Annotated in this window: 11 protein-coding genes and 1 tRNA gene; 3 read left to right on the top strand and 9 right to left on the bottom strand. The window is 32.7% G+C overall.

Going from position 1 to position 16,664, the window contains the following annotated elements; all coding sequences use genetic code 11:
* Window positions 1-134: 134 nt before the first annotated feature.
* A complete protein-coding gene (locus G6CMJM_RS01205) occupies window positions 135-947 on the bottom strand; it encodes a histidine phosphatase family protein (protein WP_129718665.1) in 813 nt (270 codons plus the stop codon).
* Between the two features lie 112 nt (window positions 948-1,059).
* Here G6CMJM_RS01205 and G6CMJM_RS01200 point away from each other — a divergent pair, with 112 nt between their 5' ends.
* Window positions 1,060-1,869: an alpha/beta hydrolase gene (locus G6CMJM_RS01200; RefSeq protein WP_129718664.1), complete on the top strand. Its 810-nt coding sequence runs from the start codon at window positions 1,060-1,062 to the stop codon at window positions 1,867-1,869.
* On the opposite strand, the gene gltX is transcribed toward G6CMJM_RS01200, so the two are convergent.
* Window positions 1,853-3,307: a glutamate--tRNA ligase gene (gene gltX / locus G6CMJM_RS01195; protein ID WP_129718663.1), complete on the bottom strand. Its 1,455-nt coding sequence runs from the start codon at window positions 3,305-3,307 to the stop codon at window positions 1,853-1,855. The genes G6CMJM_RS01200 and gltX overlap by 17 nt on opposite strands.
* A 37-nt stretch (window positions 3,308-3,344) precedes the next feature.
* Entirely contained in the window at window positions 3,345-4,286 is a 942-nt protein-coding gene (locus G6CMJM_RS01190; RefSeq protein WP_129718662.1) for a hypothetical protein, read from the bottom strand.
* A 94-nt stretch (window positions 4,287-4,380) separates the two neighbouring features.
* Between G6CMJM_RS01190 and G6CMJM_RS01185 the strand changes: the two genes are divergently transcribed.
* Window positions 4,381-5,811: a PEGA domain-containing protein gene (locus tag G6CMJM_RS01185; protein WP_129718661.1), complete on the top strand. Its 1,431-nt coding sequence runs from the start codon at window positions 4,381-4,383 to the stop codon at window positions 5,809-5,811.
* Window positions 5,812-5,857: 46 nt separating this feature from the next.
* On the opposite strand, the gene G6CMJM_RS01180 is transcribed toward G6CMJM_RS01185, so the two are convergent.
* Window positions 5,858-5,943: transfer RNA gene (locus G6CMJM_RS01180), tRNA-Leu, on the bottom strand.
* A 79-nt stretch (window positions 5,944-6,022) separates the two neighbouring features.
* On the opposite strand from G6CMJM_RS01180, the gene G6CMJM_RS01175 reads away from it, so the two are divergent.
* On the top strand, window positions 6,023-7,291 hold the full coding sequence (locus G6CMJM_RS01175; protein ID WP_129718660.1) for a sortase: 1,269 nt from the start codon (window positions 6,023-6,025) through the stop codon (window positions 7,289-7,291).
* A gap of 113 nt (window positions 7,292-7,404) precedes the next feature.
* On the opposite strand, the gene eno is transcribed toward G6CMJM_RS01175, so the two are convergent.
* From eno to pheT, 5 genes are all read right to left on the bottom strand, one after another.
* Window positions 7,405-8,685 (bottom strand): phosphopyruvate hydratase, encoded by a 1,281-nt coding sequence (gene eno / locus G6CMJM_RS01170; RefSeq protein ID WP_129718659.1) that lies wholly within the window; start codon window positions 8,683-8,685, stop codon window positions 7,405-7,407.
* 45 nt (window positions 8,686-8,730) lie between these two features.
* Window positions 8,731-12,468: a DNA polymerase III subunit alpha gene (gene dnaE / locus G6CMJM_RS01165; protein ID WP_129718658.1), complete on the bottom strand. Its 3,738-nt coding sequence runs from the start codon at window positions 12,466-12,468 to the stop codon at window positions 8,731-8,733.
* A 71-nt stretch (window positions 12,469-12,539) separates the two neighbouring features.
* Complete coding sequence (locus G6CMJM_RS01160; protein ID WP_129718657.1) at window positions 12,540-13,460, bottom strand: NAD(P)/FAD-dependent oxidoreductase; 921 nt, start codon at window positions 13,458-13,460, stop codon at window positions 12,540-12,542.
* Entirely contained in the window at window positions 13,460-14,149 is a 690-nt protein-coding gene (locus G6CMJM_RS01155; protein WP_241569290.1) for an FKBP-type peptidyl-prolyl cis-trans isomerase, read from the bottom strand. The genes G6CMJM_RS01160 and G6CMJM_RS01155 overlap by 1 nt, the downstream gene beginning before the upstream one ends.
* Before the next feature lie 19 nt (window positions 14,150-14,168).
* A complete protein-coding gene (gene pheT / locus G6CMJM_RS01150; RefSeq protein WP_129718656.1) occupies window positions 14,169-16,664 on the bottom strand; it encodes a phenylalanine--tRNA ligase subunit beta in 2,496 nt (831 codons plus the stop codon).

The following is a 16,664-nucleotide window of genomic DNA, read 5'->3' as shown; positions in this document are numbered from 1 at the left end:
TATTGCTGATGTACGCCCACCCAAGGGCGATTTTTGCATTTTATGTTTATTTTTATCTAGTTGCATTTGGGCATTATTTCGCCCTCCTTTGCACACCAGCCTTAACAATATAATATAAAAGTGCTTAAGTTTTGTCAATTCATAAATGGTCTGTAATTATCTACTTGTCTTGCTATCTCATCACATGAAAAAGATTTATCAGGGTCAAATTCCACCCATTCTTCCTTACTTGTGTCTCTATTTGATAAATTTATCATTCTTCGCCAAGAATAATAGCTCCTAACATCTTTAGCGTCTAAAGGATTAACTCTACTGTATTCAACCAGCCCTAAATTACTAATATCATAGATTTTGTTTTGCCAAATATTATCCCAATCTTCTGGAAGTTTTTTCTCGATATCATAGCAAAAGCTCTGAATTAACTGTTTATGTGCAACAATGAGTACATTTTCCCCAGAATCAGCTCTCCACATTTTTTCCCTAAAATCTTTAACTCTATTGTACACATCAAAAAGGCTCTCGCCTCCATCTAACCTAATATACCACGGATCATTATTTGCTAATTTAGTAGTTAAAGGAAATTCCTCTTTTAACTTCTTCCTAGGGACTAAGCCATATATTCCCCAAATTCGTTCACTTAGTCTATCGTCTATATACCAACGAATATTCGAAAACCTACTAATATTCCAAGCAGTCTCCCTAGCTCTAATGAAAGGTGACGTATAATGTTTATCAAAAAAATTAAGGCTACCATATATTTTCTTTAATTCTAAAGCAGCTTTTTGGGCTTGCTCTTTACCTAAAGGGCTTAATCGCTGTTTCCAGTCAGCTCTATTATTTACAAGATCTTCGATACTAGATTTTTTACCGTATTTTTGAGCTTTTTGAACAACATTAGCCTCACTCTCGCCGTGCCTTATCATTACTAATCTTAAAGGATGTGCCACTTTTCCCCTCTTTTTATATTTCTTATGCTTTATTGTATATTATACTAAATTAACTAGCAAACATAAAATATTTTATTTGACAAAATATCTACTATATTTTAAATTAAATACTATGCCTATTAATCCTTGGAATAGACTTTTAAAACACAAATATATTAGTGTAAATAATATTTCTATTTCCACTTACAGTAAAATAGAAAAGAATAAACCTTTAGCAGTTCTCTTTCATGGTTTTGGCGGAAATTATTTTGGACTAACCCCTTTAGCCCATGAATTATCTTGTAAATATTCTATATTAATAGTAGAACTACCCTCCCATGGTAAAAGTTCTATAGCTAATTTAAACCATACTATTTTGTTGAATACTTTTTATATCTCTCTTATTAATACTATCAAAAAAGAATTTATAGATCCAAAAATTATCATCGCTCATTCTTTTGGCTGCTTTATTGCTAAAAATAATGCTATATCTAAAAAAATACCTACAGTACTTATTTGCCCCGTGCATACTCCTTCATCATCTTTCCTTAAAGGAATGCTCCTATCTCAAAAAAGTTCTTTATTTATGGTTTTATCAAATATACCCATATTATCACCATTTAAAGCTTTATTTTTACAAAAGAGATGGTCGTTACAAGCTTTTATAAATATATTTAAAAATATATTTTATTGCCAAAATAGTATAAAACAATTACTAAGCCAACAAAACCTGATAGATATAGCTTTAAAAAAAGATATCTTTTTTAATAATTACGTTAAATTAGTAATTAATGGTAAAAGCGATAACACTATAGATAAAAATAAAAAAGAGCTTTCAAAAAAGCTCTTTAAACATGCTAATATAGTTGATCTTAAGGGTGGTCATCTACTGCCAATGGAATCACCGAAAGAAATAACGAAAATTATTATAAATTATTTTTAATATCTTCAAGTGATATATTTAATCTATTAATAGAATTTTCCCTACCTATTACTGCTAAAGTTTGATTTAAGGCTGGAGAAAAACTAGCCCAAGTTAAACATATACGAATTAGCTGGAATATTACTGCTGGTTTTTCTTTAGTCTCTTCTAATAATTGATTTAGGGTTAACTGAATATTTTCTTCATTCCAGCTATCTATAGATTCTAGTTTTTTTATAGATATTTCCAATAATTCTATTAACCTATTTTTCTCTATTTTCTTTAATTGCTTGTTAGTGCTAATCATTTCTAAATTAGTATCTTTAATTTTAAAGAAATAGCCACTAGCTTCAGGTAAATCTTTCAATGTTTTTAATCTATCGTAAACTATACCCAATACTTGTTTTTTATAGCCCTCTTCAGAATCCTTAGCTTCAGACCCCCAAAAAGGTTGGCATCTAGCATATAGATCTTCAAAATCTAATCGCCTAATCCACTGACCATTAAGCCATAAAAGTCTTTGTTCGTCAAATCTAGCTCCGGATTTTTGAACTCTGTCTAAAGAGAATTTATCTATTAATTCTTCTAACGTAAAAATCTCTTGCTCAGTTCCATCATTCCATCCTAATTGAGCTAAAAAGTTAATCATAGCTTCTGGCAAAATGCCCTCTTCTCTATACTCAGTTACACTTTTAGCCCCATCCCTTTTGCCTAGCTTTTTATTACCGCTAGGCGCTAATATATGTGGAACATGTGCTAAAATAGGCGGTTCTATATTTAAAGCTTCATACAAAGATAAGTATTTAGGCGTACTTGCAACATACTCTGAACCCCTAATAATATGTGTTATCCCCATCTCATAATCATCAATAATATGTGCAAAGTTATATGTTGGTAGCCCATCAGCTTTAATAATAACAAAATCATCTAAAGCCTCTTCACCAGCAGATAATTCACCCATAACAGCATCATTCCAACTATATCTTTTAATAACTGGGGTTTTAAATCTTAAAGGCATACCCACTTTCCATTCTGGTGGGTTTTCGGGTCTATAATTTCGGTATAGAAAAGCTTTTTTGTTAGCTTTTGCCTCTTCTCTAAAAGCTTGCACTTGCTCAACAGTGTAAGGGTCAGCATAAGCTAATCCTTCATCAACCATCTTTTGCGCCCACTCTAAATAGATATTTTTACGCTGCGTTTGGTGGTAGGGCCCATATTTACCCTCTTCAGTAGATAAATTGATAGGACCTTCATCCCACTCTAGCCCTAGCCATCTTAACGTATCTAACACCATATCTTCAGCACCATCTACAAATCTTGCTTGGTCAGTATCTTCAATACGTAAAATAAAATCACCTTTCGACTGGCGAGCTACTAAATACGGATATAAAGCACTCCTAACATTACCTACATGAATATACCCAGTAGGACTAGGAGCAAAACGAGTTCTTACTTTCATACTCTATATATTATCATGATAAGCCGTTAAAATAAAATTAAAGGCTCTTTACAATATTACTTATTTCCGTATCGGAAATAGACCTATTCGAAGTTACTGTATACATTCTACCGTTATTAACCCAAATATACTCATTTCCTTTTGAATAGATGATTATTCCATTACTATAAGCTGTATTATAATTATCTCCCCATCTAGGATAAATGTGATTTTCTCTAAGTGCTACACTATCCCATTCTTTTTGCATTTCTTTTATTTCATAATGATAACCATTATTATTTTTATATTTAAATATAATATTTTCTCCATCAAAAGAGGCTAGACCATCACTACTATAACCTTCTAAAGTATAACTAGGCATATTAACTTCTATTCCAGATTGAGCAGATACTAACTTTACCGCTATATTAGGCATATTAGTATAAACAAGAAAGCAAATAGCTAAAGTAATAAAACCTAAAATTGATGAATATTTTAGAATACCTTTATTCCCTTTAATAAAAAAGCTATCGTGTTTATATTTATTTTTTCTACTATTATCTAAGGCTTCATTAATGGCAAGAATTTTTAACTCTCTAGCTGTAGGTAAAGCTTTTCCTTGTTTAGCAGATTTTAAAGCTTCATTAGCTTTTTTCTGAAGTGGGTGCTCCTGCGGAGGAATTAAAACTTCGTCTTTATCCTTGCTTTTAACTATAGGTTGGACATTAACCCTCTTTTTACTGCTGAATCTATATAAATCGGCACTTCTATTCTTTTCTGCTTTCAGTATAACTTCTGAATAATCATGCTTCCTTTTAAACTGGCGAATTGCTTGATATTGCTTAGGTGTAATATCACTATATTTTTTAGGAGGCTTTAGAAATTTACGATTTAGGGTTGTAGATTTCTGTATACTATTATGTATAGTATTGCTAGTACCCTTAAACTCTCCCGTTCGGGTATTATATTCTCTCCCATTTATAGTAATATATTCTTTCATTAAACCTCTTATTTAAGCTTATGTATATTTTAAGATAACATAACCTTTTTTTCAAGTATTCAGAAAAATATTACAAAATGTTATAATATTACAAATGAAAAAATCTATGCAAAAAGAAAATTTAATTATTTTTTTAAAAAATTTTGCTATGACTATTACAGTTATTACTATTGTAGTAATTTTAGTATTTCTCACTCAAGGATGGACACTGGATCCAAAAGGAAGTTTTGAAAGAAATGGATTGGTACAATTTTTCTCTTCTGTAACCGGTGCAACAGTAGAAATAGGAGATCAAAAGCTAGCAGAAAAAACAAATACTAAAACCCTACTTTCTGCAGGAACTCATGAATTTAAAATTTGGAAAGAAGGGTATGAGACATGGTATCGTAAAACTCAAGTTAAAGAAGGTGAAATACTATGGCTAAATTATGCACGTCTAATCCCAAAACAAAAGAGAATTGATAGTTTTTTAGATATTCAGAATTTAAAAACGGCAAAAGTATTACCAAATAAAGAAAAAATATTAATAGCACAAGAAGATAATAAGAAATCTATTAAATTCTCATTGATAAATCTACAAAATGATACCCCAAATATTAAGGAATTAGGGTATCTTAATGTTCTTCAAGAAAATAATAGTAAAGAAAATTCTATATCTAATGTCGAAATACAAGAAATATCACGTAATAATAACCGTTTTATATTTACCTACAACCAAAACGGAAGTAGACATTGGCTTATTGGAGACGTAAATAACCCATCTAAATTTATTGATATTTCTAAAGATTTTAATTTAAATAATATTGCTAAAATAGAGGCGAAAAATAACGAAGCTTCTATATTATACATTCAAGATGGGCAAAATTTGAAAGAGCTAAATGTAGACAGCTTAACATTATCGGCAAATATATTAACAGATATAGAAACCTTTACTTCAAGAGAAAATATAATTGAATCAGTTCAAAAAAAGACTAACAGCGAGAATAACACTACCTACTCAATACATATAAGGCGAGATAATAAAAATATGTTGATAAAAGATAATATTCCCACTGCCCCAACAATTGCACTTGGTAGATACTATAATGAAAGTTACGTCCATGTAGCAATAAAAGATGAAATACATATATATAAATCATCTAATTGGAGTGAACTTATGAGGCTTTATAAAAAAATTAAGGCCAACCAAGATATAACAAGTTTAAATATAAACGATGAATCTCGCTTACTGGCGATCAAGACCAATTCATCTACTTTAATGCATGATTTAGAAACAAAAGAAACCTTCACGCTAGATAATAATAGTCCAAATAAACCAATATGGATAGATAATTTTCACCTTGCTAATGTAACTAATAATTCTTTAAGCATAGTAGATTTTGATGGAGCTAATAAACACTCATTAATGCCATCACTAGAAAATATGCCTATTGTTCTTTCTGGAAATGACAAGTTTTTATATACTTTAAGTACAAATTCAAATGGAAATATATCTCTATTAAGATTGCGAATGATCTTGGAATAAAATATCTATAAAATAAAAAATGATAGTCTAATTGGACTATCTTTTTTGGTACCGCGAGCCGGACTTGAACCGGCACGAGCTACTGCTCACCAGATTTTGAGTCTAGCGTGTCTACCATTCCACCATCGCGGCATATGTTTATTTAAAACGCTTTGCTTATTTACAATAAATCCCCCCTATTGTATAATAGTAAATAGGAAAAATCAAGGGCATGGATGAAAATAATAAACAAAGCTTGGGGATAAAAATCCCTCAAAGACAAACTACAGATTTAGAAAAAAGACGAGCTCAGGCCGTAATAGATTATCGTAGAAAAAAGGTTGAAGATATATATTCAGGAAATAGTAATTATAAAACACCTCACACAACTCCCCTACAAAACAATTTGAATCAGCCTAAAACTATAGTAGATACAAAAACTTATGATGCTATAGTTGACCCTATCCACAATAAACAAAATATTAAAAATAGCGATATAGCTACCACTTCAAAAATTAAAGTAGCAAATAATAATAGAGCCTTAGATAACTCTGCTAGTATAGAAAATGGCCAGTGGAAAAAATATCATGAAGCTTGGCAAAGTTATTACCAGAAATACTACGAAAGTTACTATTCGGCAGCTTTTAAACACCAACAAAAAATGGCGAATATTCAGCCAGAAGTGATGGACGATTTATCCGATCAACAAGCTAAAATGAAAGCATTAGCTAAAATCAGAAAAGATATAATGGCTAAAGCTCAAGAAAAAACAGAAAAAATACGTAGTAGTAGACATTTTGTACCTATAATATCTGTGATAGTTGTAGTATTTACATTTGTTTTTCTTCAATATAATAGGCTTATATTTGCCTCAGTTGAAGCGTATGTAGCTCCGGGTAATTCAACTGCTCAACATACAGTCTATAGCCCAAACGCTAGTATTAATGTAGGCAATGATCCAAAATTAATTATTCCTAAACTAAATGTAGACGTGCCAGTTATTTACGGTGCAGGAAATGATTCAAAATCACAACTAAAAGCTATGGAAAAAGGTGTTGCTCACTTCGCAATACCAGGAGCTAATAGCGTTCCGGGACAAGCTGGTAATACAGTTTTAAGTGGTCATTCAAGTAATGACTTATTCGATAATGGTGAATATAAATTCATATTTGCACAGCTTGAAAAAATGCAAAATGGTGACACTATATATTCTAATTATAACGGCAAAAGGTACACCTACATAGTTAGGCGTAAAGAAGTGGTTATGCCAAATGAAGTAAGTAAAGTTGTAATGGATACAGATAAGCCTTGGTTAACATTAATTACTTGTACCCCTATAGGTACGGCTGAAAAACGATTATTAGTTTTTGCAGAACAGGTAGCACCAGATCCTTCAACGGCAGATGTAAAGAAACCTGAAAATAATGCTGAACAAAAAAATATAGAACTACCAAGAAATTCAAAAACTTTCCTAGAACGGTTATTCTCTTGGGACTGGTAGTAAATAAGGAAACTACTATTATATTATTTTCCTTATAGAATAGTAATATAAAAAATATTAGCAATAAAATAGATAGCTACATGGCTATCTATTTTATTGTAATTTTTATAATATTATATATTAAATGGTTTTGCTAATTGAAGTTCAGGGTTTGCCTCAGCAATTCTCATCAATTCATTATATTTCGCTACACGATCTGTGCGAGATAATGAACCAGTCTTAATTTGACCACATCCTAAACCAACAGCCAGATGTGCGATAGTAACATCTTCAGTTTCACCAGACCTATGACTCATAACTGTATTATATCCGTTATTTTGAGCAAGCTTAACGGCATTAATAGTTTCTGTTAGAGATCCAATTTGGTTAGGCTTAATTAATATAGCGTTAGCTACACCAAGATCAATTGATTTTTGCAATAGCTCAACATTAGTTACCATTAGGTCATCACCAACTAACTGAATCTTGTTTCCTAGTTTTTCTGTTAATAATTTCCAGCCATCCCAATCATTTTCAGCTAATCCATCTTCTATAGAAGTAAATGGATATTTACTTACTAAATCTTCATAGAATGAAACCATTTCTTCGCTTGTTAATACCTTATCATTAGCTTTAAAGTCATATTTACCATCTTCAGTATAGAACTCGCTAGATGCTGGATCTGAAGCGAAAGCAATGTCTTTACCCAATTCGTAACCTGCTAATTTAATGGCTTCTGAGATTAGTTGTAAAGGTTCTTCATTTCCTTCTTTAACTTTTGGTGCATAGCCACCCTCATCACCTACTGTGGTTGGATAGTTTTTTGATTTTAATACTTTAGCTAATGAATGGAAAGTCTCTGCTCCCATTTGCACAGCTTCAAATATATCTTTCGCACCAACTGGCATGATCATATATTCTTGAATATCAGTAGCCCAACCTGCATGCGCACCACCATTCATAACGTTCATCATAGGTAGTGGTAAGCTTGGGGTAGAATCTGTTTTCTCAGCAATATACTGCCAAAGTTCAATACCTTTAGCTTTAGCAACAGCCTTTGCAGTAGCTAAAGAAACAGCTAAGATAGCATTTGCACCAAGGCGTGCTTTATTATCTGTACCATCAAGTTTTAGCATAGCATTATCTATCTCAGATTGTTCTTCGGCATTTTTCCCTATTAGTAGCTCTCTAATCTCACCATTTACTGCAGATACTGCCTTATATACAGATTTTCCACCATAAACGTTATCGCCATCTCTTAGTTCAAGTGCTTCTCCAGAACCAGTAGAGGCGCCGCTAGGAACAGCAGCTCGCCCAACAGTTCCATCTGATAATATTACATCAGCTTCAACTGTTGGGTTTCCCCTTGAATCTAGTATTTGTCTTCCTTTGATTTCTTTAATTATATATTCCATATAAATATTTTATCACTCAAAACTAGCAATCGCAACATGCTCTCGCTAATCTTTCAGAATAACACAAGCTTCGCCTAATAAATTTACCAGCTCTTTAGCTAATTCGCTTTTAGAATCAACTCTAAAAGGCATTTTTATTGCTGACTTTTTCTCCATTCCTAGCACTAAAATTATATCTGAAACGCCTGGATATTTATTACAAATCTTTTTTACAGATAATAATGACTCATGATCATTAGGATTTTTAATATGCACAAAAACCCTCTGATTTTTCTCAGCTTGATATTCTTTTTTCTCTACTTGAGTATTTTGCTTTTGCTCAGACTGTTTTTTTGTAGGGTTTACTAGGCTTCGTTTATTTACAGTACTTGTAACTTTTTGTGAAACATTTTTCTTTTTTGTTACACTCTTTGCCTTTAATCCTTCAGCTCTTCTACCAGTAGATTCGTAGCTTTCTAGTTCTTCATCAGTAATTACCATTATATTTTCAGCAATCAATTGTGCATCGGGCTTAATATTACCGTCTCTATCTCTAGCAGAAACCTTTCCTTCAACCCTAAGTACAGTATCTATAGAGATCTTATTTTCAACTTCTGAGTATAAATTAGGAAAAACGATAACTTCACCTTCGCCAGTTTTATCCTCTATTTTAATAAAGGCCATTTTTGTTCCAGATTTGGTAATAATTGTTCTAGTATCGAGTACAATACCCCCAATAGTTGCTTTTTGACCATCAGTATTAGGTTGAATTTGAGATAGCGGCACGGTCTGCTCTTCAAAATAAGTAACATATTTATCTAATGGGTGCGCCGATACATACAACCCCAATAAATCACGCTCCCAGGTTAATTGTTCTTTTTCAGTATGTTGCTTAGTTCCAGTAACTAGTTCAATTTCTGGCTCAACCCTCATATCTTCCTCGCCAGCAAATCCAAATAAATCAGTCTGACCACTTAAAGCTTCTTTTTGTATTTTAGATCCATAAGCTTGAATCTTCTCTAAATTATGCAAAAGATCAGACCTAGTGCCAAAACTATCAAAAGCACCAGTCATTATCAAAGAATCCCATGCTTTTTTATTGAATGCCCTAGAATTTACACGCTTGGCAAAATCTAAAACGCTAACAAATTTCCCTTCAGCTTTGCGAGATTCCAAAACAGCATCTACTGCACCACTACCAACAGCCTTAACTGCTAAAAGTCCAAAGCGTATTTTATTCTCATGAGGTACTACTGCAAAATTCTTAAATGATTCGTTAACATCTGGACCTAAAACTTGAATACCCATTTTTCTACATTCAGCAATCTCAATAGCTAAACGGTCCGTATCATCAGCATCACTTGTCATTAAAGCAGCCATAAATGCATCTGGATAGTGAGCTTTAATATAAGCTGTCCAATAAGCAATTAGAGCATAACAAGCAGCGTGACTCTTATTAAAACAGTAGTTAGCGAATTCTTCTAGGTGGTCCCAGAATTTTTCAATTTTTCCACGATCAGCATTAGAATGCTTAACTGCACCCTCAATAAATTCACCTTTCATTTTCTTCATAAGGTCAATTTTCTTTTTTCCCACAGCTTTACGTAAAGTGTCAGCTTGCCCACCAGTGAAACCACATACCTCTTTAGATATCTGCATGAATTGTTCTTGGTACACTAAAATACCATAGGTGTTCTTTAAAGCATTCTCCATATGTTCTTCATAGTAAGTTATCTCCTCTTCACCATGCTTACGAGCAATGAATTTTGGTATTTCGCTCATAGGACCTGGCCTATATAGCGCTACCATAGCAATAATATCTTCAAATTTAGAAGGTTTTAATTCCTTAAGGTAACGCTTCATACCAGCAGACTCAAGCTGGAACACTCCAGTAGAGTCACCTCTTGATAACAGCTGATAAGCAGCTTCATCGCCTAAAGGTAATTTGGCTAAATCAATATCTTTGCCGTAAGTTTGTTTTACGATTTTTTGAGCTGTAGAAATAATAGACAAGTTTTTTAGCCCTAAAAAGTCCATTTTAAGTAGGCCGAGATCTTCAACTTGACCCATTGGAACTTGAGTGGCTACCACTCCCTTTTGCGCCATTTCTAACGGTAAATATTTAACTAGGTCATCTGGCGCAATAACCACACCACAAGCATGAACTCCATGGTTACGAATAGTCCCCTCTAACTGTACAGCAAAATCAAATACTGTTTTGGCCGTAGGGTTAGTTTCATATTCCTTCTTAAGATCTAAATCATTTTCCAAGCTAATTTTTAATGGAATATGCCTACCTTGGTTAGGATCTGGAACTAGTTTAGCTAGCCTATCTGCGTCGGCATAAGGCACTTCCAACACACGCGCAACATCACGAATGGCGTTTTTAGCCATCATCTTACCGAAAGTGGCAATATTAGCTACTCTCTCATAACCATATTTATTAGTACAGTACTGTATTACTTCGTTCCTTCTCGTATCTTGAATATCAACATCAATATCTGGCATTGAAATACGATCAGGGTTCAAAAAACGTTCAAAAAGTAAATCGTAAGCTAAAGGATCTAGATCCGTAATATGTAATGAATAAGCAATAATAGACCCTGCAGCCGAACCTCGCCCAGGACCAAAAACAATACCTTGACTTTTTCCCCAGTTAATAAAATCTTGAACAATTAAGAAATAGCCGTTATATCCCATGCTGTCCAAAATTCCTAACTCCATATCAACGCGATCTAATTGCTCTTTACTTAATTTGCTTCGAATTTCTTTAATGGACATTTTCTCAACTTGATCTCTTGGTATATGTGCATAACGCTCTCCCATACCGTAAAATACTAGCTTATCTAAAAAGCTTTTTTCGCTTTCCTCTCCCTCTGGAAGTGGAAATTTAGGAATAAGAATTTTTCCAAATTCGAAGTTAAAATTTACCTTTTCAGCAACCCTCTTTGTATTTAAAATAATTTCAGGATCAATCTTGCCCCATCTATCAATAATATCTTTTGGGTTTGTAACAAAAAGGTCAAACTCTTTTAAGCTCATCCTTTTTTCATCTCGTAAGTAAGATCCTGTACCTACACATAATAAAATCTCGTGAGCATCTTGATTTTCATGTGTTAAATAATGAGAATCACAAGTAACCACACAGGGAATATCTAGCTCTTTACTTAGCTTTAACAATCCATCATTTATTATCTTTTGTATATCCCAATGATTTGGACATTCTGGGTGTCCATGATCCTGAAGTTCTAAATAAAAGTCCTCTCCGTATATAGATTTATACCAACCAGCTAATTCTTTTGCTTTTTCATAATCATCAGCTTTAATAGCTTCTGATATCTCAGAACCCGCACAACCACTCAAGCAAATGATACCTTCTGAATGTTCACGCATTATGTCATGATCAATCCTTGGCTTATAGTATTGACCTTCAATCCATGCCTTTGTGGTAAGTGCGCATAAATTTTGCCATCCTTTTTCGTTTTTTACTAACAAAATAAGGTGATAGCGTGGTTTATCATGCTGTGGATCACGGTCAAAACGAGTTCTAGCCGCAACATATGTCTCCATACCAATGATAGGCTTTAACCCTTGATCTTTAGCAGATTTATAAAACTCAATCGTACCAGACATAGTTCCGTGATCTGTAATAGCAACGGCCTCCATGCCATTTTCTTTAATTGTTTTTGTTAGGTCATCTATTTTAGTAAGACCATCCAATAATGAATGATAAGTATGCGTATGAAGATGTACAAAATCACTAGGTACTAGCTCTTCAAAAGTTTTTGTTTTCACCTCTGACATATTATATAGTATAACAAATTTTATTACCTTTTTTAATAGTGTCTACTAGTAACAATTTATTAAAAAGGTAACTAAAAACTTAGCTTTTTTGATATATTTAAGGCAGCCAAAGCACCATTACCAGCAGCTATTATAATTTGTTTTTTAGCATCTTCAATAGCATCACCTGTAGCATAAACCAAGTCTAAAGAAGTTTTTAAATTCTTATCCACAATAATCTCTCCTCTATCATTAGTTTCTACACCTGAACCATCTAACCATTTAGTATTAGGGACCAAACCGATAAATTCAAAAATAGCCGGAGATAAAATATTAATATCCTCCCTAGAATCATTAAAAGTAATTTTTGCTCCGGATATATTTTCTGCATCCATTAATAATTCTTTAATTTGTGCACCTTTATAGACTGTTATTTTCCCTTTATTAACAGCGTCTTCCAATCTTTCTTTTAAGACTTCTTGTGCTTTAATGTCGCTCCTTACAATTAAGTGAACCTTAGATGCATACTTACTTATAAAAATAGCTTCTTGTACTGCAGAGTTTCCTCCACCAACTGCAATCACTTCCTTATCTTTAAATAAAGGTCCATCACATGTCCCACAAAAATATATTCCTCTACCAATAAATCTATCTTCGTTTTCAATTCCTAATTTTCTATATTCATTTCCTACAGCCAATAATATTGTTCTAGCCTTAAGTTCAAATCCATCTGCCAAAAATGTAACATATCCATCTTTCTGCTCTAAAGAAGATACTTCGGCATATTCAAATTTAGCACCAAATTTTTCAGCTTGTGATCTCATTTTCTTAATAAGATCTAAGCCAGTTATACCTTCTTCAAAACCAGGGTAATTCTCTATAAGATCCGTTTGAGATACTAGACCACCAATTATTTGCTTTTCAAAAACTTTAACATTTAAGCCATCTCTAGCAGCATATATAGCCGCAGAGATAGCACTTGGACCAGCACCAACTATAGCTAGGTCGATCATTAGAATCCGTAGTCCTTATAGTTGGGTTGTGGTATTTCCTCAAATTTAGGTATAAGCATAATTATAAACTTTAATGGAGTATCAGGAGCTATTGATTTTGCTGAATCTTGCTGATTAGGGCTACCATTAGATCCATAAGCCTTATCTGCAGGAATAGTAAGCTCTCTTACGCCACCAACTTTCATTCCTTGAATGCCTTCGCTCCAACCATCAATAACGCCCCATCCTCGGTTATTTTTCTTTACAGCTAATGGAAGTTTCAACTCGTCTTTATTAAAGCTGCCATCAAAAACACTACCATCTGGTTTCCATCCTATATAATAAGCGTAGAATTCGGTAGTTTTATCAGTTATCTCTTCACCATCTCCTACTTTTAGATCTTTCTTTTCTAACTCTTTTACATCCGAAGCTTTAAATGCACTTGGAGTTTTTCTGAACTCCTTAAAGCTATTGTAGTATTTAGCTGAAAGTTCTTTTGCTTGCTTATCTGCTTTTTTATTGTATTCTTCAGTAGCTTCTTGATATTTCTTATAATTATCCTGCTGAACTTTTGCTTCTTTATAGTTATTATCTTGACTTAGGAACATTGAAGCATATAAGGCAACAGTACTCAACACTGTTAATATTAAGATTGCCCATATTGCATATCTAGTAGTTTTAGAAGTCCCTGTTTGTAATTTTTGTGCCATATTTTCCTCCTCTATACTTTTATATTACTGTTCCTAATTCGATGATAGAATCCTGCAAAGCTGTAATTATCTTATTTATATCTTCACCATTAAATGTTCTATCATATGGCGAAATTTTAAATCTAAAGGTAATATTCTTATTATCTTGATCATATCGATAAATATCTACAGGTTTAATTTTTATTGCACATTCATTATCAATTTTATTAATCTTATTTTCTAAAGATTTAAGCAAATCATCATAACTAACCTTGTTATTAACCCTTATACTTATATCTCTCTCTATACTTTGGAATTTTGAAGGTAATTCAATATTCATTTTTCTTTCTAACCACTGATCAATAATTTTATCTATAACTATTTCAAAACCAGCTGTAGCTTTTGGAAGTTTAAAGCTCCTTTGAACACTCTTTTTAAATTCACCAATTGCACCTATCATTACAAAACTACTATCATGTTCATAATATCCCACCAATGCCGATCTTTTAGGTTCAAATTTGCCTGCTAATGGTGCTGCTGAAATATTGAATGGTTTAACTACTAATTTAATTCCTAATTTACGTAATAAAAATTCTAAATATTGCTTTGCATTATAAAAAGCCTCTTCAGAATCATTATTAGTATAAGCTAAAGCCAGTCTATACTCTTCTACCGGCACATCATCACGAATACCCATATCTTTTCTAGTAACTTTATTTATCTCAAATATCGCAAATTCATTATAGCCACTACGTACATTACTATTAATCTTATCAAGTAAGCTTGGTAAAATAGTTTGACGATAATATTGCAAATCTGGAGATATTGAGTTTATAATTTTATAAGAATTACTCTCGTCTTGATAAACATTTTCTAATAATTTTTTATGGATAAAACTATATGTTAGAACCTCATTAGCCCCTGCTGAACTTAAAATTTCTCTAATTTCCATTCGAATTTTGTCTATATTTGATAATTCTACAGGTTTAAAAGTTCTCTTAGGTAAGGTCAAACTGATATTGTCATAGCCTTTAAGTCGTCCAACTTCTTCAGCTACATCTTCCATAATATGTATATCTGTACGCCAAAATGGAATAACTATACTTATAGCGTTCTCCTCTTGCTTTTGGATTTTAAAACCAACATTTAGTAATGTCTCAGAAATATCATCAATACTAAAATTCGTACCTAGAATATTATTTATTTTTTCTACATTTACTGATAATTCTTGTGCTTTATTTTTAAGAGAATTAATTAAAATATTGCTTGATTGAGACAATCCAATCTGCTGGCTTTTTTCTGCAAATTTTTTAAGTGCAACCACATTCAGCATTCTAGGTATACCTTTAGTAAAACGCGTTATCGCTTCCGAGAAAATACCATGTCTCATTTGAGTGCTACGTAAATTATATAGGTTGAATGTTGCACTTTCTACTAGTACTCTTTTAGTACTATTATCTATTTTTGTAGCCTCTCCTCCAATAGCTCCAGCGATAGCAACAGCGTGTTGCCCTTCACCTCCTACAGCAATCACAATATCATTTTCAGCAAGAGAGATTTCTTTATTTCCTAAAACTACTATTTTTTCGTTTTGAAAAGCATTCCTTATTGTTATTTTAATATCTTTACTTCCGTGTAATTTTTCAAGCTTATCAAGGTCAAAAGTATGCAATGGCTGACCAACCTCTAGCATAATAAAATTAGCTAAATCAGTAATTGGATCAATAGCTTTAACTCCACTACGATGCAAAAAACTCTTTTCTATAGATAATGATTCTTGTTTTTTTAGGTTTACAGCGTCAAAAGTAGCTACAGCATAGCTAGAGCATAATTTCTCATCTTTAATATCAATAGAAATCTCATTATTAGCACCTTCTACTACACTAGCAGTATTTAGACATAAAGGCTCTTTAAATTTCTTACCTAAAATACCAGCAACTTCCCTAGCAAACCCGATATTACCAAAACAATCAGGACGATGCGTTAAACTTTTATTTTCAACTTCTATTAAATAATCATCTAGTTCAAAAATTTCAGAGAAGCTATCACCTGCACATAATTCTTTGTTAGCAATATCATTAGTAATTTCTAGAATACCATCGTGTTCTTCACCAAGGTCCAGCTCTTTAATGCTAGCAATCATACCATTACTCATATTTCCCATAAGCTTACGCGAACCTAATACAAAGTCTTCTTTCTTAAAAGTTTCAGGTACTATAGAAGCTGGTGGTAACCACGCTACAAATAGGCCTGTTCTCATATTTGGTGCTCCACAAACAACTTGAATTAAGCCATCATAATCTCTTTCGACACCTTGCCTTTTCCCACCATCATCAATTTTACAAAGATTTAAATGATCACTGCCTTCAACTTTTTGAGCACTGATAACTTTAACTACCAATACGTCCTTATATTTTTCGTTTAAATTTATTACATCTTCAATTTCAACTAAGCGAGCTCCAATAATTTTTACTAGCTCTTCTACAGGAGGCAAATCTGCCACAAATTTCTTCAACCAATTTACAGATATTATCAT

Origin of the sequence: Candidatus Nanogingivalis gingivitcus (assembly GCF_004151455.1) — a bacterium.
Classification (GTDB): Bacteria; Patescibacteriota; Saccharimonadia; order Saccharimonadales; family Saccharimonadaceae; genus Nanogingivalis; species Nanogingivalis gingivitcus.
Note: the sequence above shows the minus strand (reverse complement) of the source record. Positions and strands in the feature narration are given on the sequence as shown.

Coding starts and splice junctions, on each gene's coding strand:
- G6CMJM_RS01200 (WP_129718664.1), top strand. CDS start 1,060: ATGCCTATTAATCCTTGGAATAGACTTTTAAAACACAAATATATTAGT.
- G6CMJM_RS01155 (WP_241569290.1), bottom strand. CDS start 14,149: ATGGCACAAAAATTACAAACAGGGACTTCTAAAACTACTAGATATGCA.
- G6CMJM_RS01190 (WP_129718662.1), bottom strand. CDS start 4,286: ATGAAAGAATATATTACTATAAATGGGAGAGAATATAATACCCGAACG.
- dnaE (WP_129718658.1), bottom strand. CDS start 12,468: ATGTCAGAGGTGAAAACAAAAACTTTTGAAGAGCTAGTACCTAGTGAT.
- G6CMJM_RS01185 (WP_129718661.1), top strand. CDS start 4,381: ATGAAAAAATCTATGCAAAAAGAAAATTTAATTATTTTTTTAAAAAAT.
- eno (WP_129718659.1), bottom strand. CDS start 8,685: ATGGAATATATAATTAAAGAAATCAAAGGAAGACAAATACTAGATTCA.
- G6CMJM_RS01160 (WP_129718657.1), bottom strand. CDS start 13,460: ATGATCGACCTAGCTATAGTTGGTGCTGGTCCAAGTGCTATCTCTGCG.
- pheT (WP_129718656.1), bottom strand. CDS start 16,664: ATGATAATATCTGTAAATTGGTTGAAGAAATTTGTGGCAGATTTGCCT.
- gltX (WP_129718663.1), bottom strand. CDS start 3,307: ATGAAAGTAAGAACTCGTTTTGCTCCTAGTCCTACTGGGTATATTCAT.
- G6CMJM_RS01175 (WP_129718660.1), top strand. CDS start 6,023: ATGGATGAAAATAATAAACAAAGCTTGGGGATAAAAATCCCTCAAAGA.